This is a genomic window from Belnapia mucosa (assembly GCF_016775475.1).
In the GTDB taxonomy this organism is placed as follows: domain Bacteria; phylum Pseudomonadota; class Alphaproteobacteria; order Acetobacterales; family Acetobacteraceae; genus Belnapia; species Belnapia mucosa.
Genome location: NZ_JAEUXJ010000001.1, coordinates 737,857 through 758,738, shown reverse-complemented (window position 1 = coordinate 758,738; position 20,882 = coordinate 737,857). Strand labels below are relative to the sequence as shown.

The 20,882-nt window shown below is 71.1% G+C and carries 27 protein-coding genes and 1 other RNA gene; 17 read left to right on the top strand and 11 right to left on the bottom strand.

Annotation, left to right across the window (positions count from 1 at the left end; translation table 11 throughout):
* Positions 1–60: 60 nt before the first annotated feature.
* Positions 61–1,938 (top strand): AMP-binding protein, encoded by a 1,878-nt coding sequence (locus tag JMJ55_RS03715; RefSeq protein WP_202824120.1) that lies wholly within the window; start codon positions 61–63, stop codon positions 1,936–1,938.
* Here the strand turns inward: JMJ55_RS03715 and JMJ55_RS03710 are convergent.
* From JMJ55_RS03710 to JMJ55_RS03690, 5 genes are all read right to left on the bottom strand, one after another.
* Positions 1,935–2,750: a TIGR00282 family metallophosphoesterase gene (locus tag JMJ55_RS03710; protein WP_202824119.1), complete on the bottom strand. Its 816-nt coding sequence runs from the start codon at positions 2,748–2,750 to the stop codon at positions 1,935–1,937. The two genes, JMJ55_RS03715 and JMJ55_RS03710, sit on opposite strands and share 4 nt — an antisense overlap.
* Before the next feature lie 4 nt (positions 2,751–2,754).
* On the bottom strand, positions 2,755–3,348 hold the full coding sequence (locus JMJ55_RS03705; protein ID WP_202824118.1) for a 5-formyltetrahydrofolate cyclo-ligase: 594 nt from the start codon (positions 3,346–3,348) through the stop codon (positions 2,755–2,757).
* Positions 3,335–3,489: non-coding RNA, 6S RNA (ssrS, locus tag JMJ55_RS03700), on the bottom strand. Before ssrS ends, JMJ55_RS03705 begins: the two co-directional genes overlap by 14 nt.
* A gap of 32 nt (positions 3,490–3,521) precedes the next feature.
* On the bottom strand, positions 3,522–3,845 hold the full coding sequence (locus tag JMJ55_RS03695; RefSeq protein ID WP_202824117.1) for a cell division protein ZapA: 324 nt from the start codon (positions 3,843–3,845) through the stop codon (positions 3,522–3,524).
* Positions 3,846–3,856: 11 nt separating this feature from the next.
* Positions 3,857–4,096 (bottom strand): hypothetical protein, encoded by a 240-nt coding sequence (locus JMJ55_RS03690; RefSeq protein WP_202824116.1) that lies wholly within the window; start codon positions 4,094–4,096, stop codon positions 3,857–3,859.
* Between the two features lie 65 nt (positions 4,097–4,161).
* On the opposite strand from JMJ55_RS03690, the gene JMJ55_RS03685 reads away from it, so the two are divergent.
* The 8 genes from JMJ55_RS03685 to JMJ55_RS03650 all read left to right on the top strand — a co-directional run bounded on the left by JMJ55_RS03685 (position 4,162) and on the right by JMJ55_RS03650 (position 9,238).
* Positions 4,162–4,602 carry a hypothetical protein gene (locus JMJ55_RS03685; RefSeq protein WP_236033342.1) on the top strand — a complete coding sequence of 147 codons (441 nt, stop codon included), beginning with the start codon at positions 4,162–4,164 and terminating at the stop codon, positions 4,600–4,602.
* 65 nt (positions 4,603–4,667) lie between these two features.
* Positions 4,668–5,594 (top strand): class I fructose-bisphosphate aldolase, encoded by a 927-nt coding sequence (locus JMJ55_RS03680; RefSeq protein WP_202824114.1) that lies wholly within the window; start codon positions 4,668–4,670, stop codon positions 5,592–5,594.
* The gene (gene thiE, locus JMJ55_RS03675) at positions 5,591–6,226 is read left to right on the top strand and encodes a thiamine phosphate synthase (protein ID WP_202824346.1); all 636 of its coding nucleotides are present in this window, start codon (positions 5,591–5,593) and stop codon (positions 6,224–6,226) included. Before JMJ55_RS03680 ends, thiE begins: the two co-directional genes overlap by 4 nt.
* Complete coding sequence (locus JMJ55_RS03670; protein WP_202824113.1) at positions 6,223–6,639, top strand: bleomycin resistance protein; 417 nt, start codon at positions 6,223–6,225, stop codon at positions 6,637–6,639. Before thiE ends, JMJ55_RS03670 begins: the two co-directional genes overlap by 4 nt.
* Positions 6,640–6,729: 90 nt before the next feature.
* Positions 6,730–7,527: a metallophosphoesterase gene (locus JMJ55_RS03665; RefSeq protein ID WP_202824112.1), complete on the top strand. Its 798-nt coding sequence runs from the start codon at positions 6,730–6,732 to the stop codon at positions 7,525–7,527.
* On the top strand, positions 7,527–8,252 hold the full coding sequence (locus tag JMJ55_RS03660) for an FkbM family methyltransferase (RefSeq protein WP_202824111.1): 726 nt from the start codon (positions 7,527–7,529) through the stop codon (positions 8,250–8,252). The genes JMJ55_RS03665 and JMJ55_RS03660 overlap by 1 nt, the downstream gene beginning before the upstream one ends.
* Positions 8,253–8,302: 50 nt before the next feature.
* Positions 8,303–8,719 carry a DUF2171 domain-containing protein gene (locus JMJ55_RS03655; protein ID WP_202824110.1) on the top strand — a complete coding sequence of 139 codons (417 nt, stop codon included), beginning with the start codon at positions 8,303–8,305 and terminating at the stop codon, positions 8,717–8,719.
* 12 nt (positions 8,720–8,731) lie between these two features.
* A complete protein-coding gene (locus tag JMJ55_RS03650; RefSeq protein WP_202824109.1) occupies positions 8,732–9,238 on the top strand; it encodes a vitamin K epoxide reductase family protein in 507 nt (168 codons plus the stop codon).
* On the opposite strand, the gene epmA is transcribed toward JMJ55_RS03650, so the two are convergent.
* A complete protein-coding gene (epmA, locus tag JMJ55_RS03645; RefSeq protein ID WP_202824108.1) occupies positions 9,204–10,232 on the bottom strand; it encodes an EF-P lysine aminoacylase EpmA in 1,029 nt (342 codons plus the stop codon). The genes JMJ55_RS03650 and epmA overlap by 35 nt on opposite strands.
* Positions 10,233–10,270: 38 nt before the next feature.
* Between epmA and JMJ55_RS03640 the strand changes: the two genes are divergently transcribed.
* Complete coding sequence (locus JMJ55_RS03640) at positions 10,271–11,275, top strand: lysine-2,3-aminomutase-like protein (protein ID WP_202824345.1); 1,005 nt, start codon at positions 10,271–10,273, stop codon at positions 11,273–11,275.
* Here the strand turns inward: JMJ55_RS03640 and JMJ55_RS03635 are convergent, their stop codons facing one another.
* On the bottom strand, positions 11,276–11,869 hold the full coding sequence (locus JMJ55_RS03635) for a hypothetical protein (RefSeq protein WP_202824107.1): 594 nt from the start codon (positions 11,867–11,869) through the stop codon (positions 11,276–11,278). It lies immediately after the preceding gene.
* A gap of 229 nt (positions 11,870–12,098) precedes the next feature.
* Here JMJ55_RS03635 and efp point away from each other — a divergent pair, with 229 nt between their 5' ends.
* The 5 genes from efp to JMJ55_RS03610 are packed head-to-tail and all read left to right on the top strand — an operon-like array spanning position 12,099 to position 17,043.
* Positions 12,099–12,668, top strand: a complete 570-nt coding sequence (gene efp / locus JMJ55_RS03630) for an elongation factor P (RefSeq protein ID WP_202824106.1) — start codon at positions 12,099–12,101, stop codon at positions 12,666–12,668.
* Positions 12,669–12,705: 37 nt separating this feature from the next.
* Positions 12,706–13,560 carry an inositol monophosphatase family protein gene (locus tag JMJ55_RS03625; RefSeq protein WP_202824105.1) on the top strand — a complete coding sequence of 285 codons (855 nt, stop codon included), beginning with the start codon at positions 12,706–12,708 and terminating at the stop codon, positions 13,558–13,560.
* 47 nt (positions 13,561–13,607) lie between these two features.
* The gene (locus JMJ55_RS03620; protein ID WP_236033341.1) at positions 13,608–14,138 is read left to right on the top strand and encodes an OmpA family protein; all 531 of its coding nucleotides are present in this window, start codon (positions 13,608–13,610) and stop codon (positions 14,136–14,138) included.
* A complete protein-coding gene (locus JMJ55_RS03615; protein WP_202824103.1) occupies positions 14,135–15,274 on the top strand; it encodes a flagellar motor protein MotA in 1,140 nt (379 codons plus the stop codon). The genes JMJ55_RS03620 and JMJ55_RS03615 overlap by 4 nt, the downstream gene beginning before the upstream one ends.
* A gap of 17 nt (positions 15,275–15,291) precedes the next feature.
* Positions 15,292–17,043 carry a peptidoglycan -binding protein gene (locus JMJ55_RS03610; RefSeq protein WP_236033340.1) on the top strand — a complete coding sequence of 584 codons (1,752 nt, stop codon included), beginning with the start codon at positions 15,292–15,294 and terminating at the stop codon, positions 17,041–17,043.
* Position 17,044: 1 nt separating this feature from the next.
* Here the strand turns inward: JMJ55_RS03610 and JMJ55_RS03605 are convergent, their stop codons facing one another.
* On the bottom strand, positions 17,045–17,758 hold the full coding sequence (locus JMJ55_RS03605; protein WP_202824102.1) for a response regulator transcription factor: 714 nt from the start codon (positions 17,756–17,758) through the stop codon (positions 17,045–17,047).
* 159 nt (positions 17,759–17,917) lie between these two features.
* Positions 17,918–18,250 (bottom strand): DUF1491 family protein, encoded by a 333-nt coding sequence (locus tag JMJ55_RS03600; protein WP_202824101.1) that lies wholly within the window; start codon positions 18,248–18,250, stop codon positions 17,918–17,920.
* Positions 18,251–18,370: 120 nt separating this feature from the next.
* Between JMJ55_RS03600 and JMJ55_RS03595 the strand changes: the two genes are divergently transcribed.
* The gene (locus JMJ55_RS03595) at positions 18,371–18,568 is read left to right on the top strand and encodes a hypothetical protein (RefSeq protein WP_202824100.1); all 198 of its coding nucleotides are present in this window, start codon (positions 18,371–18,373) and stop codon (positions 18,566–18,568) included.
* A gap of 9 nt (positions 18,569–18,577) precedes the next feature.
* Here the strand turns inward: JMJ55_RS03595 and JMJ55_RS03590 are convergent, their stop codons facing one another.
* Entirely contained in the window at positions 18,578–19,105 is a 528-nt protein-coding gene (locus JMJ55_RS03590) for a cytochrome b (protein WP_202824099.1), read from the bottom strand.
* A gap of 69 nt (positions 19,106–19,174) precedes the next feature.
* On the opposite strand from JMJ55_RS03590, the gene JMJ55_RS03585 reads away from it, so the two are divergent.
* A complete protein-coding gene (locus JMJ55_RS03585; RefSeq protein WP_328702563.1) occupies positions 19,175–20,053 on the top strand; it encodes a hypothetical protein in 879 nt (292 codons plus the stop codon).
* Here the strand turns inward: JMJ55_RS03585 and JMJ55_RS03580 are convergent.
* Positions 20,043–20,879 carry a VOC family protein gene (locus tag JMJ55_RS03580; protein ID WP_202824098.1) on the bottom strand — a complete coding sequence of 279 codons (837 nt, stop codon included), beginning with the start codon at positions 20,877–20,879 and terminating at the stop codon, positions 20,043–20,045. The genes JMJ55_RS03585 and JMJ55_RS03580 overlap by 11 nt on opposite strands.
* Between the last annotated feature and the right edge of the window lie 3 nt (positions 20,880–20,882).

The window sequence follows — 20,882 nt, the reverse complement described above, 5'->3', positions numbered from 1 at the left end:
CATGCCGCTTGCCGGCGGGCGGATGGCTTGCGAGGCTCCGCTCAAACGGGGAGCGAAACCATGCAGGGCTATGACGCGACCTATGCCGCCTGGCGGGCCGACCCGGAGGGGTACTGGCGCGAGGCAGCGCGAGGGATCGACTGGGAGGGGGCACCGGTCGCCATCTTCGACCCTTCGGCCGGCGTCTATGGCCGCTGGTTCCCCGATGCCCGGCTGAATACCTGCCACAACGCGCTCGACCGCCATGTCGCGGCCGGCCGTGGCGCGCAGCCGGCGCTGCATTACGACAGCCCGGTCACCGGCCGCAGCGCCACCTATACCTATGCCGCCCTGCTGGAGCGGGTGGCGAAGCTGGCCGGGGCGCTGGCGGCGCGCGGCATCGGCGCCGGGGACCGGGTGGTGATCTACCTGCCCATGGTGCCGGAAGCGGCCATCGCCATGCTCGCCTGCGCCCGGCTGGGCGCGGTGCATTCCGTGGTCTTCGGCGGCTTCGCGGCGGCCGAGCTGGCGGCGCGCATCGCCGATGCCCGGCCGAAGCTGGTCGTCTCCGCCTCCTGCGGGATCGAGCCGGGGCGGGTCGTCGCCTATAAGCCGCTGCTGGATGCCGCCATCGCCCTTTCGCCGCACAAGCCAGGGCACTGCCTGATCCTCCGCCGGCCCGAGCTGGATTGCACGCTGATCCCGGGCCGGGACGAGGATCTGCTGGAAGCCGAGGCAGCTGCCGCGCCCCATCCCTGCGTCCCGGTCGCGGCGACCGATCCGCTCTATATCCTCTACACCAGCGGCACGACGGGAAAGCCGAAGGGCATCGTCCGCGACAATGGCGGCCATGCCGTGGCGCTGCATAACTCCATGCGGATGCTCTACGGCCTCGGCGCCGGGGATGTGATGTTCACCGCTTCCGATGTCGGCTGGGTCGTCGGCCACTCCTACATCGTCTATGCGCCGCTGCTCGCGGGCGCGACGACGGTTCTCTACGAGGGCAAGCCGGTCGGCACGCCCGATGCCTCAGCCTATTGGCGGGTCTGCGCGCAATACCGGGTCACGGCGATGTTCACCGCGCCGACCGCGATGCGCGCCATCAAGCGCGAGGATCCCGAGGGGCGGCTGATGGCCGGGCACGACCTCTCCGCGCTGGAGGCGCTGTTCCTCGCCGGGGAGCGCTGCGACCCGCCGACCGCCGAATGGGCCGCCGGCCTGCTGAAGCGGCCGGTGATCGACCATTGGTGGCAGACCGAGACGGGATGGGCCATCACCGGCAATTTCCGCGGCCTCGGCCTCTTTCCCGCCCGCTTCGGCAGCGGCGGCAAGCCCTCCCCCGGCTATGACGTCGCGGCGCTGGACGATGCCGGGCAGCCACAGCCGCCGGGCGAGCCGGGAACGCTCGCCATCCGCCTGCCCCTGCCGCCCGGCTGCCTGCCGACGCTCTGGCAGGCCGACGACCGTTGCCGCGAAGCCTATCTCGAGGCTTTCCCCGGTTGGTACAACACCTCGGATGCCGGGGTGGTCGATGCCGATGGCTATGTCTCCGTCATGTCCCGCACCGACGACATCATCAATGTCGCCGGCCACCGGCTCAGCACGGGAGCGATGGAGGAGGTGCTGGCAGGCCACCCGGATGTCGCCGAATGCGCCGTGCTCGGGGTGAAGGACAGCCTGAAGGGGCAGCTGCCGCTCGGCCTGGTGGTGCTCAAAGCCGGCGTGGCGCGGCCCGAGGCGGAGCTGGCGCGGGAGCTGGTGGCGCTGGTGCGGGAGAAGATCGGCCCCGTCGCCGCCTTCAAGGACGCGAAGGTAGTGGCGCGGCTGCCGAAGACCCGCAGCGGCAAGATCCTCCGCGCCACGCTGCGGAAGATCGCCGATGGCGAGAGCTACACTGTGCCGCCGACCATCGACGATCCGACGATCCTCGACGAGATGCGGGAGAGCCTCGCCCGCTAGACCGCCGGCATCGCCTGGGAGAGCCGGCCGCCCAGGCGAACCGGCTCCACCCGCCGCGCCAGCCCGGTTGCGTCATCGGTCTCGACGAAAAGCCCGCAGAGGGTCGCCGCGCCCTCGGCCGGGGCGAGCTTCTCGCCCGGCATCTTGCGCCAGAAGCGCAGAGCCGCGCCGCCCTTCTGCATGCCGATGACGCTGTCATAGTCGCCGCACATGCCGGCATCGGTCTGGTAGGCGGTGCCGCCGGCCAGAATCTGGTGATCGGCAGTCGGCGTATGGGTATGGGTACCCACGACCAGGCTGGCGAGGCCGTCGAAGCTGTGGCCGAAGGCGTATTTCTCGCTGGTCGCCTCGGCATGCACATCGATCACGGCGGCCTGGATGGTCTGGCCGAGCCGGTGCCGCTGCAGCTCCGCCTGGACGGCGCGGAAGGGGTCGTCCAGCGCATCCATGAAAAGCCGGCCCATGACATTCACCACCAGCGCGCGGCGGTTACCCGGTACATCGACCACCACGGCACCGCGACCGGGCGTGCCGGGCGGAAAATTCACCGGGCGGATGACGCGCGGCTCCTGCTCGAGGAAGGGGATGATCTCCTTCCGGTCCCAGGCGTGATTGCCAAGAGTGATGACATCGGCGCCGGCCGCCAGGAAGGCGCGCGCCATATCCGGGGCAAGGCCGAAGCCATGGCTGGCATTCTCGCCATTGACCACGACCAGATCGGCCCGCAGCGCGGCCCGGAGGCCAGGGAGCTGGGCAGTGAGCGCATCGCGCCCGCTGCGCCCGACCACATCCCCGAGGAAGAGAATTCTCAACCGCCTAGGCCTCGCATCGCACCACTTCCCGCTCCGTCACCACCAGCCGCAGCCGCCAGTCGAGCGGCCCGGCCGGCACCTGGTCCAATTCCTGCGCCGCATAGCCGACGCCGACCGCCTCCGCCCCCGGCAGCGCCGCGAGCGTCCGGTCGTAATAGCCGCCGCCATAGCCGAGCCGCCGCCCCGTCCGGTCGAAGGCGAGCAGCGGGACCAGCAGCCAATCGGGCGTTACCGTCTCGCCCTCGGCCGGCTGGCTGGTACCCATCGGTCCGCGCGCCAGCGGCGCCCCGAAGCGCCAGCGGCGGAAGACCAGGGGCTGGCCGCGGCGCGGCGTGACCGGCAGGGCGAGGGCATGGCCCCGCGCCTCCAGCGCCCGCAATAACGGTTTGATATCGATCTCCTGCCCCATCGGCCAGAAGCCGGCGACCAGAGCGCCCGGCGGCGGCGGTGCCTCGGCCAGCAGCCGCTCGACAAGCTGCGCGCCCAGCGTCGGGTCGCAATCGGCTCGCCGGGCGAGGACGAGGCGACGCGCCTCGGCCTTCAGGCCGGAGAGCAATTCCTCGCAGAAGGCGGGATCGTCGGAGTGCGGAGCCACCATGGCCGTCGGCGTCTCATCCTCCCAAGGCCTGCGTGAGCAGGTGGGCGCCGGTTACCCGGACCAAGATCCGGACAGAGCCAACTCCCGGAGGATGCTTATTGGCCCTGGGGATGAATTACCTGACGCACCGGGTAGCCCCGCCCGATCCATATAGGCAGCCGGGGCGCTCGGCGCTAGGGACGGTCGAGGGTCTGGGCGAGGGTTTCGATCCGCTCAGCGATGCGGGAGAGGCGTTCGGCGAGCTGCGGATCGGCCGGGGCCGCCGCGCCGCCCTGGCGCAGCCGGGTGACTTCGGCGCGCAGGTCGCTGCCCTCATCGGCCAGCAGCAGCGCCACATGCAGCAGCATCCGCGCCTCGGAGAACTGGCCGCCCATGTTGCGGATCATCCGGACCTTGTCCTCGATCTGCGCGGCCAGCGCATGGACATGCCCTTCCTCGCCATCCTTGCAGCCGATGGTGTGGCTATAGCCATTGATCCGGACGGTGACCTGCCCCACGCGCTCCCCCCTTATTCCGGTTCGCCGGGCGGCGGCTCGGGCCGCAGCTCCTCGGCCAGCGCGCCGCGCAGCCGGGCGATGGTGGCGTCCAGCCGCTCGGCCATGGCGGCAACCTCGGCGCGCGGTACCATCTCGCCATCCTCGGCCGCCGGGCTCGCGGCATGGCGGGAGAGAATCTGCGTCAACCGGTCCACCGCCGTCTCCAGCCGCGCCGCCGCATTGGCCAGGTCATCCTTCGCGCTATCGCTCAACTGATGCTCCCAAGAGGTTGAAGGCACGCTGGACGCGACCCCCTCGGCATGCTCGAAGCCTTCGCATGGGCGACAGGGCGGGTCAATCTTCGGCCATGCCCGCGGTGGTGGTGCAGGATGCCGCGGGGGCGGCGCTGGCGTTGGCGCTGGCCGGGCCGCGCGGCGTGCTGCTGCTCTCGGCGCCAGGCGCGGCGGAAAACCTCGGCGCGGCATGGTTCGCGGCAATCCTCGAGGCAGCCGCGGCGGCGAATCCGGGCGTGCCGCATCGCGGTGCGCTCGATTGCAGCGCCGCGCCGGGGCATGCGCTGGTGGCGCTGCGCCTCGGCCTCCGGTTGCTGGTGCTCGATCCGCGCTGCCCGGCCTATCCGGCCATCGCCGGGGCCGCGGCGGAATGCGGCGCGGAGCTCTGGCCGGCACGGCCGCCGGCGCTCGTTCTCGCGCGGCTCGACCTCCGCCGCCTCGGTGCGCGGAACAAGCTCGCGCAATGGCTATGCGCAGCCGGGTGACAGCCCACGCAGCGCAGGCTACAGGACGGCAGCAGACCAACCCAGGCGTCAGAAAAGGGGCTCCCATGAGGCTCTCGCACACGGTTTCCCAGATCCTCTCCTGGTATGAGAGCGACAATCCCGGCACCAAGGCGAACCTCGCCCGCATCCTGATGGAGGGGAAGCTGGGCGGCACCGGCCGCATGGTGATCCTGCCCGTCGACCAGGGCTTCGAGCACGGCCCGGCCCGCAGCTTCGCGCCGAATCCGGCGGCCTATGACCCGCGCTACCATTTCGAGCTGGCGATCGAGGCCGGGCTCAACGCCTATGCCGCGCCGCTCGGCATGATCGAGGCCGGCGCCTCGACCTTCGCCGGCGCCATCCCGACCATCCTGAAGGTCAACAGCTCCAACAGCCTCTCCACCACCAAGGACCAGGCGCTGACGGGCAGCGTCTCCGACGCGCTGCGGCTCGGCTGCTCGGCCATCGGCTTCACCATCTACCCGGGCTCCGAATACCAGTTCGAGATGATGGAGGAGCTGCGCGAGATGGCCGAGGAGGCGAAGGCCGCCGGCCTCGCCGTCGTCGTGTGGTCCTATCCGCGCGGCCCGATGCTCGACAAGGTCGGCGAGACGGCGCTCGATATCTGCGCCTATGCCGCGCATATGGCAGCGCTGATGGGCGCGCATATCATCAAGGTCAAGCCGCCGACCGAGGCGATCTTCCTCGATGCGGCCAAGAAGACTTACGAGAAGTCGCCGGTGCCGAACCTCGCCGAGCTGTCCGGCCGGATCACCCATGTGGTGCAGGCCTGCTTCGGCGGCCGGCGCCTGGTGGTCTTCTCGGGCGGCGAGGCCGGCACGGTCGACAGCATGATGGCGATGGCACGTGGCATCCATGCCGGCGGCGGCAATGGCTCCATCATCGGCCGCAACACCTTCCAGCGGCCGAAGGCGGAAGCGCTGAAGCTGCTGAACGACATCATCGAGATCTACAAGGGGCCGGCCGCCTGAGCGAGGCTGGCTGCCGCCTCTACCTGATCACCCCGCCGGCTTTCGAGCCGGCGGGGTTTTCGGCCTTGCTGGCCGAGGCGCTGGATGCCGGCGATGTGGCGGCGCTGCAGATCCGGCTGAAGGATGCCGATGACGACGCGGTGCGCCGTGCAACGGAAGCGCTGCTGCCCGTGGCGCAGGCGCGCGGCGTTGCGGTGCTGATGAATGACCGCGCCGACCTGGCGGTCGAGCTCGGCTGCGACGGCGCCCATCTCGGCCAGGAGGATGGCGACCATGCCGCGGCCCGCCGGCTGCTCGGCGACCGCACCCTCGGCATCACCTGCCATGGCAGCCGTCACCTGGCGATGGAGGCTGGCGAGATCGGCGCCGATTACGTCGCCTTCGGCGCCTTCTTCCCCACCTCCACCAAGGAGGCGAAGCACCGGGCCGAGCCCGAATTGCTGGAGTGGTGGTCGGAATTCTTCGAGCTGCCCGCGGTAGCGATCGGCGGCATCACCGCGGCCAATTGCGGGCCGCTGGTGCGGGCGGGGGCGGATTTCCTGGCGGTGGTTGGCGCCGTATGGAACCATCCGGAGGGGCCGGCCGCCGGGGTGCGTGCGATGAACCGGGCTATCGCCGAGGCGACGGGATGAGGCAGCCGGCCCTCGTGCCGGAGCTCATGGTGACGGATCTCCGGCGCAGCCTCGCCTTCTGGTGCGGACCGTGCGGCTTCACCGTGCTCTACGACCGGCCCGAGGATGGCTTCGCCTGCATCGAGCGCAGCGGCTCCCGCCTCATGCTCGATGAGTTGCCTAAGGTCCGACCGCATCGCTGGCAGGTGGCGGAGACGGAGCCGCCTTTTGGACGGCATGTGAATTTCGAGATGGCGGTGGAGACGGTAGAGCCCATCCTCGCGGCACTCGCCGCGATCGGCTGGCCGCTCTTCATGGCACCGGAGGTCAAGCGATACCGGGTCGGCGCGGGCGGCGTGACCGTGCGGCAGTTCCTGGTGCAGGATCCGGATGGCTACCTGATCCGCTTCTCGGAGGCGCAGGATGAGGCTTGAGTTCGAGACGGCGGATGTCTTCACCGGGCGACGCTTCGGCGGCAACCCGCTGGCCGTGGTCCCCGTCTCCGAAGGCTGGATCGAGACCTGATGTTCACCCCCGGCCCCTGGATCGCCGCCCCGACCGAGACCGCCGGCGAGACCGTCTTCGCCATCGGCGACGTGCATGGCTGCACCCCGCTGCTGGAGGCGATGCTGGCCGGCATGACCGGCCTCCTGCCGGAGGCGGCCGGTCCCGCCAGGCTGGTCTTCCTCGGCGACCTGATTGATCGCGGGCCGGACGGCATCGGCAGCCTGCGCCGCTGGGCCGGGCCGCATCCCGCCTTCGCCCGGGTGGACCGGCTGTTGGGCAATCATGAGCAGATGCTGCTCCTCGCCGCCGAGGGTGACCGGGCGGCGCGCGATCTCTGGCTCTCCCTGAACGGCGAAACCATGTTGGCCGAATTGCAGGCCGCCTCTGGCCGGCCGAACGCCGAGCCCGACGCGGCGATGCTGGAAGCGGCGCTGGGCGCGGCGGTGGTGGCGGTGCTGCACGGCGCGGCCTCGCATGTCGCGCTCGGCAACCTCATCCTGGTCCATGGCGGCATCGACCCGCAGGCGGAGCTGGCCGGCTTCCTGGCCCAGCCTTGGCGGGACCTCGCGGCGCGACCGCGGCATTGGGCCTGGATGAAGGAAGGCTTCCTCGACTGGCATGGCGGCTTCGGCGGGCGGATCGTCGTGCATGGCCATACCCCGCCGGCCAAGCAGCACCCGCTCACCGGGCTCGACGACCCGCATGTGCTGCATGAAAGCCGGCTGAACCTCGATGGCGGTAGCGCCGTCACCGGCATCGTCGCCGGTGCGCAGATCGAGACCGGGCGCTACCGGGTGCTGCGCGCGGGCAGCTGATGGATGAGCTCGGCTTCCATCGCAGCCTGCACCGGTCGGGGACGCTGCTGGATATCGGCGCCCATCATGGCGGCTTCACCCTGCCCCTCGCCGCCCTCCCCGCCTCCCGCGTGCTGGCCTTCGAGCCGCTGCCGGAGAGCTTCGCCCGGCTGCGCGCGGCGGCCGGCGCCCTGGCGAATGTCGAGTTGCGGCAGGAGGCGCTGGGCGACCGCACCGGCGAGGCGGAGCTGGCGCTGCCGGTCGTGGATGGCGTGCCGAATGAGCAATGGGCGAGCCTCGCCAAGACCTATGCCGGCCATGGCCCCCGCGTCGCCGAGCAGCGCCTGGCGGTGCCGCTGCGCCGGCTCGACGAATTCGGCCTGACCGACCTCACCGCGGTGAAGCTCGATGCCGAGGGGGCGGAATATGAGGTGCTGCGGGGCGCGGTGGAGACGCTCCGCCGCTGCCGCCCGGTGCTCTCGATCGAGATCGAGGAGCGGCACCGGCCGGGCAGTACCTGGGCGGTGCCGGCCTTCCTCGATGCGCTCGGCTATGATGGCTTCTGGGAGCATTGGGGCGACTGGCGCCCGATGAGCAGCTTCGACCGCGCCACCATGCAGGTGGCAAGCCGGGACCCAACCGTCTTCGCCGCCTCCGACCCCTATGTCTTCGTCTTCTACTTCCTGCCGCGCGAGGCGGCGCCGGCCCTGCTGGACCGGTTGCGGAAGGCCGAGGCCGCCGGCTGAACCCCGCGCCTGCCCCGCCGTTGACCCGGCAACACGGCAGGAGACGAGCCATGGCCAATGCATCCGACCTCGCCCAGGGCAGGATTCCCGACCACACCCCGATCGTCGGCAGCGACGGCCGTCCGGTCGGCACGGTGGACGGCGTCGAGGGTGACTACATCAAGCTGATGCGGGACGAGGCCGGGCAGCATCGCTGGCTGCCGCGCAAGCTCGTGGCGGGGTTCGAGGGCGGGATGGTCCGCCTCTCCATGCCGGCCGCCCAGGCCACCGAGGCGATGGTCGGGGAAGCCGAGCTCGCCCAGGCGCAATCCCTCGACCCCGACGCCGGCGCCGCTTTCGGCCGGCCGGATGATAGCGGCCCGCATGGCAGCCGCGCCCAGGCGCATGGGCCGAAGGGCAGCCCGGACCGGCTGAAGGGCGGCCAGCGTCCGGCCGCGGATGGCGGCATCAACACCCATCGGAAATAGGGAGCGATCCGGATGGCCCCACCGCCCCGCCTGCTCTCGCGCGAGCTCCGACTCGGCACCGGCCCGGATCTGCGCCGGCGGCGCTGGATTCTCGGCCTCTCGCTGCTCGGCACCCTCGCCGCGCAGATCGTGACGCTGTTCCAGATGGGGGTGATCCGGCGGCTGCCCGACCCGCCCGGCCCCTTCGACTCCAGCCGGGTCGACGCCTCGGATTACGGCTACAGCCGGCTACAGACGCCCGACGGAGCACTCATGCTGGTGACCTATGGCGTCACTGCGGTGCTGGCCGCGGCAGGCGGGCGCGATCGGGCGGAGGAGATACCGGCCCTGCCCCTGGCACTGGCCGCCAAGACCGGTTGGGACTCCTTTACCGCCCTGAAGCTCGGGCAGGAGGAGTGGGCGGAGAATCGGGCCTTCTGCGCCTATTGTCAGATGGCGACGCTGGCCTCGCTCGCCAGCTTCGCCCTGGCCCTGCCGGAGGCGGTCAGGGCAGCGCGGGCAGCCACAGCACGTCGCTGATCCGCCGGGCGCCGGAGGCCAGCATCGCCAGCCGGTCGAAGCCGAGGGCGATGCCGCTGCCGGCGGGCATGCCGTGCTCCAGCGCGGCGAGGAAATCCTCGTCGATCTCCCAGGCCTCGCCGGGATGCTGGGCACGGCGCGCTTCGGTATCGGCGAGGAAGCGGGCGCGCTGCTCCACCGGATCGGTCAGTTCGTCGAAGGCATTGGCCAGCTCGATGCCGCCGACGAAAAGCTCGAAGCGCAGCGCGGCGCGAGGGTCGGCCGGGTCGCGGCGGGCCAGCGCCGCCTGGGGCGTCGGCCAATGGGTGAGGAAGGTTGCCCTCTCCCGCCCCAGCTGTGGCTCGACCCGTTCCAGCAGCAGGCGGAAGAAGAGGTCCTCCCATCCTTCACCCTCGCGCGGCGGGGTGCCGATGGCCGCCGCCGCCGCGCCTAGCGCCGCCGCATCCCCCTCGGTCGCCAGGATGTCGAGCCCGCCGCACCAACGGCGGAAGGCCTCGGCCATGGTGATCCGTTCGAAGGGCAGGGTCAGGTCGGTGACCACGCTCTCATGCCCGACCCGGGGCGGACAGGCGGCGCGAACGAAGTCCTCCGTCTGGTCCATCAGCCCATCCAGGGTGAGGCCCGGCGCATACCATTCCAGCATGGTGAATTCCGGCGCGTGGCGCGGGCTCGCCTCGCCATTGCGCCAGACCCGGGCCAACTCGAAGACCGGACCGGCGCCGGCGACCAGCAGCCGCTTCAGCGCCAGCTCGGGCGAGGTGCGAAGCCAGAGGGTCCGTCGCTCCCCGACCCCGAGATGCGGCCGGTATTCGCTGCGGAAGGCCTGGAGATGCACCTCCATCCCCGGGACGGGGACGAGGCAGGCGGTCTCCACCTCGGTAAAGCCGCGGCTGGTGAAAAAGGCGCGCGTCGCGGCCGTCAGCGTGGCGCGGCGGCGGAGAAAGGGCAGGCGGTCGGCAAGGCTTTCGGGATGCCAGGGCGGAAGCGGGGCCATTGCCGCGGAGCATGCCAGGGATTAGCTCCCGCCGCATCATGTCCGTCCCCCTGTCCCTCCCTCCGGCCCGCCGCACCCTCCGCACCGCCGCCGATCTCGCCGCTGCCGGCCTCCTGCCGGAGGCAGAGCGCGAGGCGGCGGAGCGCGTCGGTGCCCGCTACAGCATCGCCGTCACCCCAGCCGTCGCGGGGTTGATCGACCCGGCTGACCCGGCCGACCCGATCGCCCGGCAATACATCCCCGATGCGGCCGAGCTGCTGACCGCCCCGCATGAGGTGGCCGACCCCACCGCCGACGCGCCCTTCACCCCGGTCAAGGGCGTGGTCCACCGCTACCCGGACCGTGCCCTGCTGAAGCCGCTGCTGGCCTGCCCGGTCTATTGCCGCTTCTGCTTCCGGCGGGAGGCGGTCGGTGCCGATGGCGGCGTGCTGACCGAGGCGGAGCTGGAGGCGGCCTTCGCCTGGTTCGCAGCGACGCCCGCGGTGCGGGAAGTGATCCTGACCGGTGGCGACCCGCTGATGCTCTCGCCACGGCGGTTGGAGGCGATCCTCGCCCGGCTGGCAGCGCTGCCGCAGATCGAGCTGCTGCGGATCCACAGCCGGGTGCCGGTGGCGGCGCCGGACCTTGTCACGCTTGGCCTGGCGGCGGCGCTGGGGCGGATCGAAGCGCCGCTCTACCTCTGCGTCCATGCCAATCACGCGCGGGAATTCTCCCCCGCGGCGCTGGAAGCGCTCGGCCGCCTGCACCGGGCGGGCGTGGTGCTGCTCGGCCAGAGCGTGCTGCTGCGCGGCATCAATGATTCGGCCGAGGCGCTGGAAGGCCTGTTCCGCACCATGCTGCGGGCCCGGGTGAAACCCTACTACCTGCACCAGCTCGACCCTGCCCCCGGCACCGCGCGCTTTGCCGTGCCGGTCGATGAGGGCCGCGCCCTGCTGCGCGCCTTGCGCGGCCGGGTCAGCGGCCTTGCCTGGCCGACCTATGTGCAGGAAAGGCCGGGCGGCGCCGGCAAGGTGCCACTCGGCCCGGCCTTCGAACCCGTCTGATCAATCCCGCGCGAGCGGTTCGCCGGGGATGGGGTTCTGATGCTCCACCGCGGGTGATGCGGCGGCGTCCTGGTGCAGCAGCGGGGCGCCCGGCGCCGCATCCAGCATCGGCCCGGCGGCCGGCGGCACCAGCCAGCCCGAGACGTAGGGGCCGCGGATCGCAGCCAGGGCCAGGATCGCCAGCAGGAAGATCAGGCCGAAGGGAAAGCCGCTGCCGATGGTCAGCAGCATGTTGACGATGCCGGCGCCCAGCAGAACCACCAGCAGGACGGCACTCTGCTGCGCCTCGCTCAGCCCGTCATACCACTGGTTCCAGCGATAGAGGCTGTCGGCGCCCTCGATCCGCAGCTGCGCCCGACCCGGCGCCTCCGGGTGCGGCTGCACCCAGCCCATGGCCTGCGGCAGGCGGATCGCGGCAATCGCCCCGATGGCCAGGATCATCAGCAGGGCGAAGGGGAAGCCGATGGCGACCGTCAGCCACATATTCACGGCCCCGATCAGCAAGACCATGCCGACCAGGACGTTGAAGCGCAGATTCTCCGGGGCCTGGTCATACAGGCGGTTCCAGTGCTGCACGCGTTCGGCATAGGTCATGGCTCGTTCCCTCTGATGCGTGATCGGTATCCCTGGTATCGAAGACGCCGGATCGGTCCGGACCGGGCGAAGGTGGGGTCGACGGGCGGCGCTGTCCAGCCGGAACCGTGACGGTCCCCGCGCCCGAGGTTGCCAGGGCGGGACAAGCCGATTAAACCCCGGCCAGCCCACGCGCCGGCCCCGCCGGCGCGCCCTTGCTCATTCAGCCCCAGACGTCAGGTCCCGCCCCATGGCAAAGATGCAAGCCAACCAGATGCGTGCCGGCATGGTCATCGAGTTCGAAGGCCAGCGCTACACCATCCTCAAGCAGAACATCATGATCCCTGGGAAGGGCAACGCGATCATCCAGGTCGACATGCGCAACATCAAGACCGGCGCGAAGAAGGACCAGCGCTGGCGCACGGCCGACACGGTCGAGCGGCTGATGACCGAGGACAAGGACTTCACCTATTCCTATGCCGAGGGCGACACGCTGATCCTGATGGATCCCGAGACCTATGAGCAGACCACGGTGCCGAAGGAGATCCTCGGCGACCGGCTGCCCTTCCTGGTCGAGAACATGACCGTCGGCGTGCGGCTGATCGAGGGCGAGCCGGTGGCGATGACCCTGCCGCCGCAGGTGACGCTCGAGGTGGTCGAGGCCGATCCGGTGGTGAAGGGGCAGACCGCCGCCTCCTCCTACAAGCCGGCCATGCTGTCGAACGGCGTGAAGACCATGGTCCCGCCCTTCGTCACCACCGGCGAGAAGATCGTCGTGAGCACCGAAGACGCCTCCTACGTGGAACGCGCCAAGGGCTGAGGCGTCCCCTCTCCTCCCCCAAGGCAAGGACCGAGCATTGGCCCCCTCCTCCGCCCGGCTCTCGCCGGCCCTCAATGTCGTCGTCTCGGCCGTGCAGAAGGCCGGGCGCCGGTTGCTGCGCGACTTCGCCGAGGTCGAGCAGCTTCAGGTCTCGTCCAAGGGGCCCGGGGATTTCGTCTCCCAGGCCGATCTCCGCGCCGAGGAGACGCTGCGGCAGGATCTCGGCCGGGCACGGCCCAATTTCGCCTTCCTGATGGAGGAAAGCGGCGCCCATGGTGCCGAGGATTGGGAATGGCGCTGGGTGGTCGATCCGCTCGACGGCACCTCGAACTTCCTGCACGGCATTCCGCATTGGGCGATCAGCGTCGGGATCGAGCGGCGGGTGGACGCCAACCGCTCCGAGATCGTCGCCGGCGTGGTCTACAACCCGGCCGCCAATGAGTTGTTCTGGGCGGAGCGCGGCATGGGCGCCTTCCTGAACGACCGGCGGCTGCGGGTCTCGGGCCGGAAGGAGTTCCGGGATGCGCTGTTTGCCACCGGCATCCCCTTCGCCGCCGCGCCGCGCCGGGCCGAGTTCAGCCATACCCTTGCCCGGCTGATGCCGCAGGTGGCGGGCATTCGCCGCTTCGGCGCCGCGGCGCTCGACCTCGCCTGGGTGGCCGCCGGCCGCTATGACGGCTTCTGGGAGCTGGGGCTGAAGCCCTGGGACATGGCCGCCGGGCTGATCATGGTGCGGGAAGCCGGGGGCTTCGCCACCGATCCCGAGGGTGGCGAGCCCTACCCTTCGGGCAATGTCGTCGCCGGCAACCAGGCCCTGCAGGGCAAGCTGCGCGACGTGGTCGCCGAAGGCATCGCCGCCGCCGAGGCCAGCCGCAACCGCCAGTCGTCGTGAAGCGGGCGCAATGGACGCGCCCGTGACCCTGGCCTAGTTTGGCCGGTGTGACGCTGCGCCCCATTGCCTTCCTTTTGCTGGCCGCCCTGGCGCTGCCGGCCGCGGCCCAACCCGGCCCGGCCGAGGACGATGCCATGCCCGCGCCGCCCGCCGCGACACCGCCGGACCCGGCCGACCTCAATGCCCGCTCCGCCCCACCTGCCCGCCTGGCCCTGCCGCCCGCCCTTCCGGGCCTGCCGGAGGGGATGGAGGCGCGTCCGGATGGCAGCCTTCGCCTCCGCTTCCCGAATGGCGCGGAAGCGGTGCCGCCCGCGACCAGCCCCGCCCTGGCCGAGCTCGGCCGCCGGCTCGCCGCCCTGCCCGCTGGCCGGGTGACGCTGGTGGCCCAGGCCTCGGGCCCCGTGGCGGATATCTCCTCCGCCCGCCGGCTCAGCCTTGCCCGCGCCATCGCGGTGAAGGAGGCGCTTGCCGCCGGCGGCCTGCCGCCGACCCGAATTGATATCCGCCCCATGGGCCGCACCGCCGATGCGGTGGATGCGGTGGACGTCCAGCCGCCCCTGGCGGAGGCCAAACGATGACCCCCCCGCTCCGCTATCTCTGGCGCATGCTCGGCTTCCTGGCGATCGTCCTCGCGGTCGGCGTGCTGCTGGCACCGCAGCTCGCTGGCGCCTTCGGCTCCAACCCGCTGCTGAACGGGCTCATCCTCGGCGTGCTGCTGATCGGCGTGGTGTGGAACCTGCGGCAGGTGCTGACCCTGCGGCCGGAGGTCGCCTGGCTCGAGAATTTCCGCGCGCCCCGGCTCGGCGCTCCGGCCCAGCCGGCGCCGCGGCTGCTGGGCCCGATGGCCAGCATGTTCTCCGCCCGGCGCTCCGACCGGCTCTCGCTCTCGGCGCCGGCGATGCGGAGCGTGCTGGACGGCATCGCCTCCCGCCTCGACGAGTCGCGGGAGCTGTCGCGCTACATGACCGGGCTGCTGATCTTCCTCGGCCTGCTCGGCACCTTCTGGGGCCTGCTGCTGACCATCGGCTCGGTCTCCGAGGTGATCGGGGGAATGTCGGTCGGGTCGGGCGATCTCAACCAGCTCTTCAACCAGCTGAAGACGGGGCTGGCCCAGCCGCTGCGGGGCATGGGCACGGCCTTCTCCTCCTCGATGCTCGGCCTGGCCGGGGCGCTGGTGCTGGGCTTTCTCGACCTCACGGCCGGGCAGGCGCAGAACCGCTTCTATAACGAGCTGGAGGAATGGCTGGCCGGCCTGACCCGCCTCTCCTCCGGCGTGCTCGGCGATGCCGGCGGCGAGGGCGCGCCGATCCCCGCCTATGTCCAGGCCCTGCTGGAGCAGACGGCGGAGAACCTCGAAGGCCTTCAGCGCATCCTAGCCCGCGGCGAGGAAGGCCGGGCGCAGACCGGCCATGCCCTGCTGACCCTGACCGAGCGGCTGACCGCCCTGTCGGACCAGATGCGAAGCGGGCAGGCGCTGATGCTGCGCGTCGCCGAGCAGCAGGCCCAGCTCGGCCCGGCCCTGGCGCGGCTGGCCGAGGCGCAGGGCGGAGAGGACGAGGCTGTCCGCGGCCATCTCCGCAATGCCGAGATGTATCTCGCCCGGCTGGTCGAGGAGGTGGCCCAGGGCCGGGCCCAGGCGACCAGCGAGATCCGCAGCGAAATCAAACTCGTGGCGCGGATGATCGCCTCCCTCGCCGAAGGTGCCCCCCGATGATGGCGGCGGGCTGAGCCATGGCGGGCATGGGCGGCCGGCGCCGGGCGCGGGGTGGCGGCGGGCTCGATGCCTGGCCCGGCTATGTGGATGCGCTCTCCACGCTGCTGATGGTCATCATCTTCGTGCTGCTGGTTTTCGTGCTGGCGCAGGGATTCCTCTCGGTCGCCCTCTCCTCGCGTGACCGGGCGCTGGACCGGCTGAACCGCCAGGTCGCGGAACTGGCCGAGCTGCTCTCGCTGGAGCGCGGCCAGACCACGGAACTCCGCAGCAGCCTCGCCCGCACAGCCGAGGAGTTGCGTGGCGCCGCCGCGGCACGGGATGCGCTCTTCACCCAGCTCCGCGAGATCCGCGAGGAGCGCGACCGGCTTTCCGGTGAGCGCGATGCGGCGCGCGGCGAGCGCGACCAGCTCACCGCCCGGCTGACCGATCTGGAACTGACCCATCGCGGCGCGCCGGAACGCATTGCTGCGCTGGAGACGCAGCTGGCCGAGGCGCTGCGACGGGCCGAGGCCACAGGCGGCGATGCGGTGCAGACCGTCCGCCGGCTGACCGAGACGAACCGGGCCCTCACCGCCGAGCGCACCGCCCGGCAACAGGCCGAGGCGCGGGCCGGCGATCTCGACCGCCAACTCGGCGAATCGCGTGGCGCGGTGGAGACGGCACGGCGGGAGCTGGCGGGTCTCTCCCAGCAGCTGCGCGAGGCGCAGGCGGCGCTGGCCGAGGCGCAGCGCCAGCGCGAGGCGATGCAGGCAGCGATGGCAGCGCTCGACCGCCAGGTGCAGGCGGATCGGGCGACGATCGAGGCGCGGCTCTCCGATGTGGCGCGGCTGTCCGAGCAGGTCCGCGCGCTGACGGCGCTGCGCGACCAGCTGGAGCGGCAAGCGCAGGAGGCGGCGCAGCGCGCCGGCGACGAGGCACGGCGCCGGACGACAGCCGAGACCACCGCCGGGAGCGAAGCCGAGCGCCGGGCTGCCGCGGAGCGCGCCGCCGCTGCCGAAGCCGCACGGCGGCAGGCCGCCGAGACCCTGGCCGGTGAGGAAGCAAGACGCCGCCAGACAGCCGAGGCCGCGGCCGGCAGCGAGGCCGAACGCCGCGCCGCCGCCGAACGCAATGCGGGCGAACAGACCCGGCTGGCCGAGAGCGCTCGGGCCCAGGTCGCCCTGCTCGGCCGGCAGATCGAGGAGTTGCGGAACCAGTTGGCCCGCCTTGCCGCGGCGCTGGATGCCTCGGAGACCTCGAGTCGCGACAAGGATACGCAGATCAGCGCCCTCGGCACCCGGCTGAACGCGGCGCTGGCGGCGCGCGTCGAAGAGCTGCAGCGTTATCGCAGCGACTTCTTCGGCCGGCTGCGCGATGTGCTGGGCGACCGGTCGGAGGTGCGGATCGTCGGTGACCGCTTCGTCTTCCAGTCGGAGGTGCTGTTCCCGCCCGGCAGCGCCGATCTCTCAGCGGCCGGGCAGCAGCAGATCCGGCAGATCGCCCGCATCCTCCAGGACATCGCCGCCCGCATCCCGGCCGATGTGAACTGGCTGCTACGGGTGGACGGCCATGCCGACCGCACCCCGATCCGCAGCCCGCGCTATGCGACGAATTGGGAGTTGTCGGCGGCCCGGGCGATCGCAGTTTCGCAACTGCTGATGGCCGAGGGTCTACCGCCAAACCGGGTGGCTGCCACCGCCTTCGGCGACAACCAGCCGATCGATCAAGGCGATTCGCCGGAAGCGCTGGCGCGCAACCGGCGGATCGAACTGCGCCTGACCGACCGCTAAATCAGGCCGCGCTGCCGGCGACCGGATCGAGCTTGTAGCCGCCTGCCTCGGTCAGCAGCAGCCGGGTATGGGTCGGATCCGGCTCGATCTTCTGGCGCAGGCGGTAGACATGCGTCTCGAGGGTGTGGGTGGTGACGGCGCTGTTGTAGCCCCAGACCTCGTTCAGCAGCACCTGGCGCGGCACCGGCTTGCCGCCGGCCCGGTAGAGGAACTTCAGGATCGCGCTTTCCTTGTCGGTCAGGCGGATCTTGCGGTTCCGCGCCGGCTCCAGCAGCAGCTTGGCGCTGGGACGGAACATGTAGGGTCCAATAGTGAAGACCGCGTCCTCGGAGTTGTCGAAGACCCGCAGCTGCGCCCGGACCCGGGCCAGCAGCTCGGGCAGGCGGAAGGGCTTGGCGATATAGTCGTTGGCGCCGGAGTCGAGGCCGCGGACCACATCCTGCTCGGCATCCTGGCCGGTCAGCATGATGACCGGCATGCGCCGCCCGTCGCGCCGCAGCTTGGCGCAGAAGTCGCGGCCATCAGCATCGGGCAGGCCGATATCGAGCAGGATGGCGTCGTAGCGCGCGTCGGCGCTGGCGAGCTTCTCCTCGGCCTCCTTCGCACTTTCCGCCTCGTCGGCGGTGAAGTCGCCGTCGAGGGCGAGCTGCTCGGCCAGCGTCGCACGCAGGGCGGCATCGTCTTCGACGATCAGAATGGGTCGAGGCGTCGCCATTGGACCTCCGGCAGGGTGTTAACAGTCATCGCTCGTCCAGCATGAAATGCTAGACCAGCAGGGAATGAAACCAGAAAGCGAAAATTCCTGGCCTTAGTCGCGCATCAGGCCGTACACTTTATTGCGACTTTGTTTCGAATCGGCGGCCGCCCTTCCACTTCAGATCAGCCGACCTTCGAAAGGCGGCTGCAGATCGGGGGCCTCGAATTCCACCACCCAAAGGTCGGGGTCGCGCTTCACTTGGCGCTCCACATAGGCATCCGCCACGGTTTCCTCAACCGGCGCGGGACCGGTGCCTCGTATCCAGGCGGCGCGCCCCTCGGCATCCCGCACCTGGCTGAGCACCACCATCCCCTCCCGCCCCCGCAGCACGCAGAGGATGCCGCCCGAATCCGGGTCGCCCTTGCGCAGCACCGCGCCGCTGCGCCCGCCGATATCGGCGAGGCGGAGTGCCATCGAAACCCAGATTCCGGCCTTCACGCGCGCTTCCATGCTGCGCATAGGTGGCCAGAGGCCCGACCTCGGCAAGCCCCCGCTTGCCCTGCCGCCCAGGCTCCGCCACATCTCCGCCGGATGGGGCCGGTGCGGGAGCAGGCTGTGGACTTACGGAAGATGACGGAAGGCCAGCGCGCCTATGAGGCGAAGCGGGCGGCCAAGGCAGGCATGACGCTGGAGCGTTGGCTGGCGCAGAAGGAGAAGGAAGCCGAGGCGGACCGCGCCGGGACGGCGAAGGCCTCGGTGACTGCCGCGCCGACGAAGAAAGCCGGCTTTTTCAGCCGTTTGCTGGAACGAGCTCAGAAACCGCTATAGCGCTGCCACTCAGACCATCCGCAGCAGCGTGCCGTCGCGGCGGATGGCCTGGTGGAAGATCACCCCGCCGATATGCAGCACCAGCAGGGCGAGGAGCGCGAAGGCGACCCAGTTGTGGGCGGTCTGCACCGCCCCGGCCAGGGCCTCGTTCGTCTCCATGAACTTCGGCAGCTCGATGAGGCCGAGATAGGCGGTATCCCCGCGCATGGGAAAGCCCCAGGCATTGGTGGCGACGAAGCCGAGAATGGGCTGCAGGATCAGCAGCACGTACAGTGTGTGATGAACCCCGGCCGCAACCCGCTGCAACAGAAGCGGGACATGGTCCGGCAGGGGCGGCGGCGGGTGCCGCAGCCGCCAGGCCAGCCGGGCCAGAGCCACGAGCAGGATCGTCAAACCGGCTGATTCATGAATGGCATAGAAGACGGTCTTCGCATCGTCCTTCAGAAACTGAATGACGAAGCCGACCGGCATCGCCACCGCGAGCAGCACCACGGTGACCCAGTGGAACCATTTGGCCCCGGTGCCATAGCTCCCCATTCCGCCCTCCTGCCCCTGGTCGCCGCCCATGCCGATTGGAGCATGGATTCGCGCAAGCGGTGGATATCGGTGGCGATCCGGAATGCGGAAGGCTGGGAGGCGGTGGCGCCCCGCCCGGTCGGGCCGCTGGACTCGCTGCTGCCGGGCCTGCTGGCGCCGGGGCTGCCGGTGGCCCTCGGGCTGGACCTGCCGCTCGGCCTGCCGCGGGCCTATGCAGCGGGGCGGAGGGAGGCCGGATTCCCTGAATTCCTCCGCGGCCTCGGCGCCTGCCCGGACTTCTTCGAGGTCAGTGCGACTCTCGAGACCATCGCCCATGACCGGCCCTTCTACCCGGCGCGTGGCATCAAGGGCATGACCCGGGCGGCACATGCGGCGGCGCTCGGCCTTGGCGGAGCGGAGGGGCTGTCCCGCTGGTGCGACCGCGCTACCGCGGAGCGGCCGGCCGGGGCGCCGGTCTTCTGGACCCTCGGTGCCAACCAGTCCGGCAAGGCGGCGATCACCGCCTGGCGGGATTGGCTGGTGCCGGCGCTGGCGGCCGCTGCCCCGATCCGACTCTGGCCCTTCGAGGGCAGGCTCCATGCGCTGCTGGCGCCTGGACGGGCAGTCCTGGCCGAGGTCTATCCGGCCGAGGCGCTGCGGCAATGCGGATTGAAGCTCGCCGGCAGCAAGCGGGCCCAGGGGCCGCGCCGGGCGCTGGCCCCGGCACTCCGCGCTGCGATGGCGGCGCGGCGGGTGGCGCCGGATGCGGCCCTGGCCGCCGCTATCGAGGGCGGCTTCGGCGCCGATCCGGCTGGGGAAGACCGGTTCGACTCGGTCATCGGTCTGCTCGGCCTGATCGCCGTGCTGGACGGCGCGCGCCCCGACTATATCCCGGACGACCCCTGGATTCGTCGCTGGGAGGGATGGGTCCTGGGGCAGACCGCCCTGCCCCGCGGCCTCATGCCATGAAGTCGACGGTCGTGTTCATCGCCTCGGTCGCCGGCACGCGCAGCCGGCCGGGTGCCTCTGCGAAGGCGACGCCATTGATCCGCAGCGCCGAGCCGGTTTCCGCCAGATCTCGGACCTTGAGCCCGAGCACCGCCATGTAATCGCCGCGCCCGGCAGGGTCGGGGGCCGCCGCGCCCAGTTCGGCGGCGACGGCGGCATGCGGCGCTGCCTCCACCACCGCCTCGCCCGCCTGCAGCAGCATGCGGCCATCGGCTCCGGCGCTCACCGCCTCCGCCCCGAACATGCGGCGGAACAGCGCCGCCTGGCGTTCCGGGTCGCGCACCGAGAGCAGAATTCGGGCGACACCGAGCGCGCCATTGGGATGGGCCTGCCATTCCGGGCGCCAGACATGCTCCGGCGTCAGATGCTCGCACCAGTAGATCCGGCCATCGAAGCCGGCGGAGCGGTCGAGCCGCACGGTCTTAAATTTCGCATCCTGGCGGCTGCCATCGGGCAGGTCAGCCGGGCGGTGGAAGGCGACCGCCGGCTGCACCGGCACGCCGCGCGCCTGCTGTTCGGCCGCCAGCGCCTCCGACTCATAACCGCGGAAGACCAGCCCGTTCAGCCCGACCGGGAAGGAGGCGATATCCGGCCGCAGCGCCCCGCCGGGCACATCGGTGCCGAGCAGCTCCAGATAGTCCCGCCCCAGGATCATCAGGTGATTGGCCGAGCCGAGGCTGTGCTTGCCCATGGGCGTGAGCTGGAAGCCGAGCCTGCGCCAAGTATCGGCGCCCTCCGCCAGCCGGTCGCGGACATCGATGACGATGTGGTCGATCAGGCAGTCCATGCG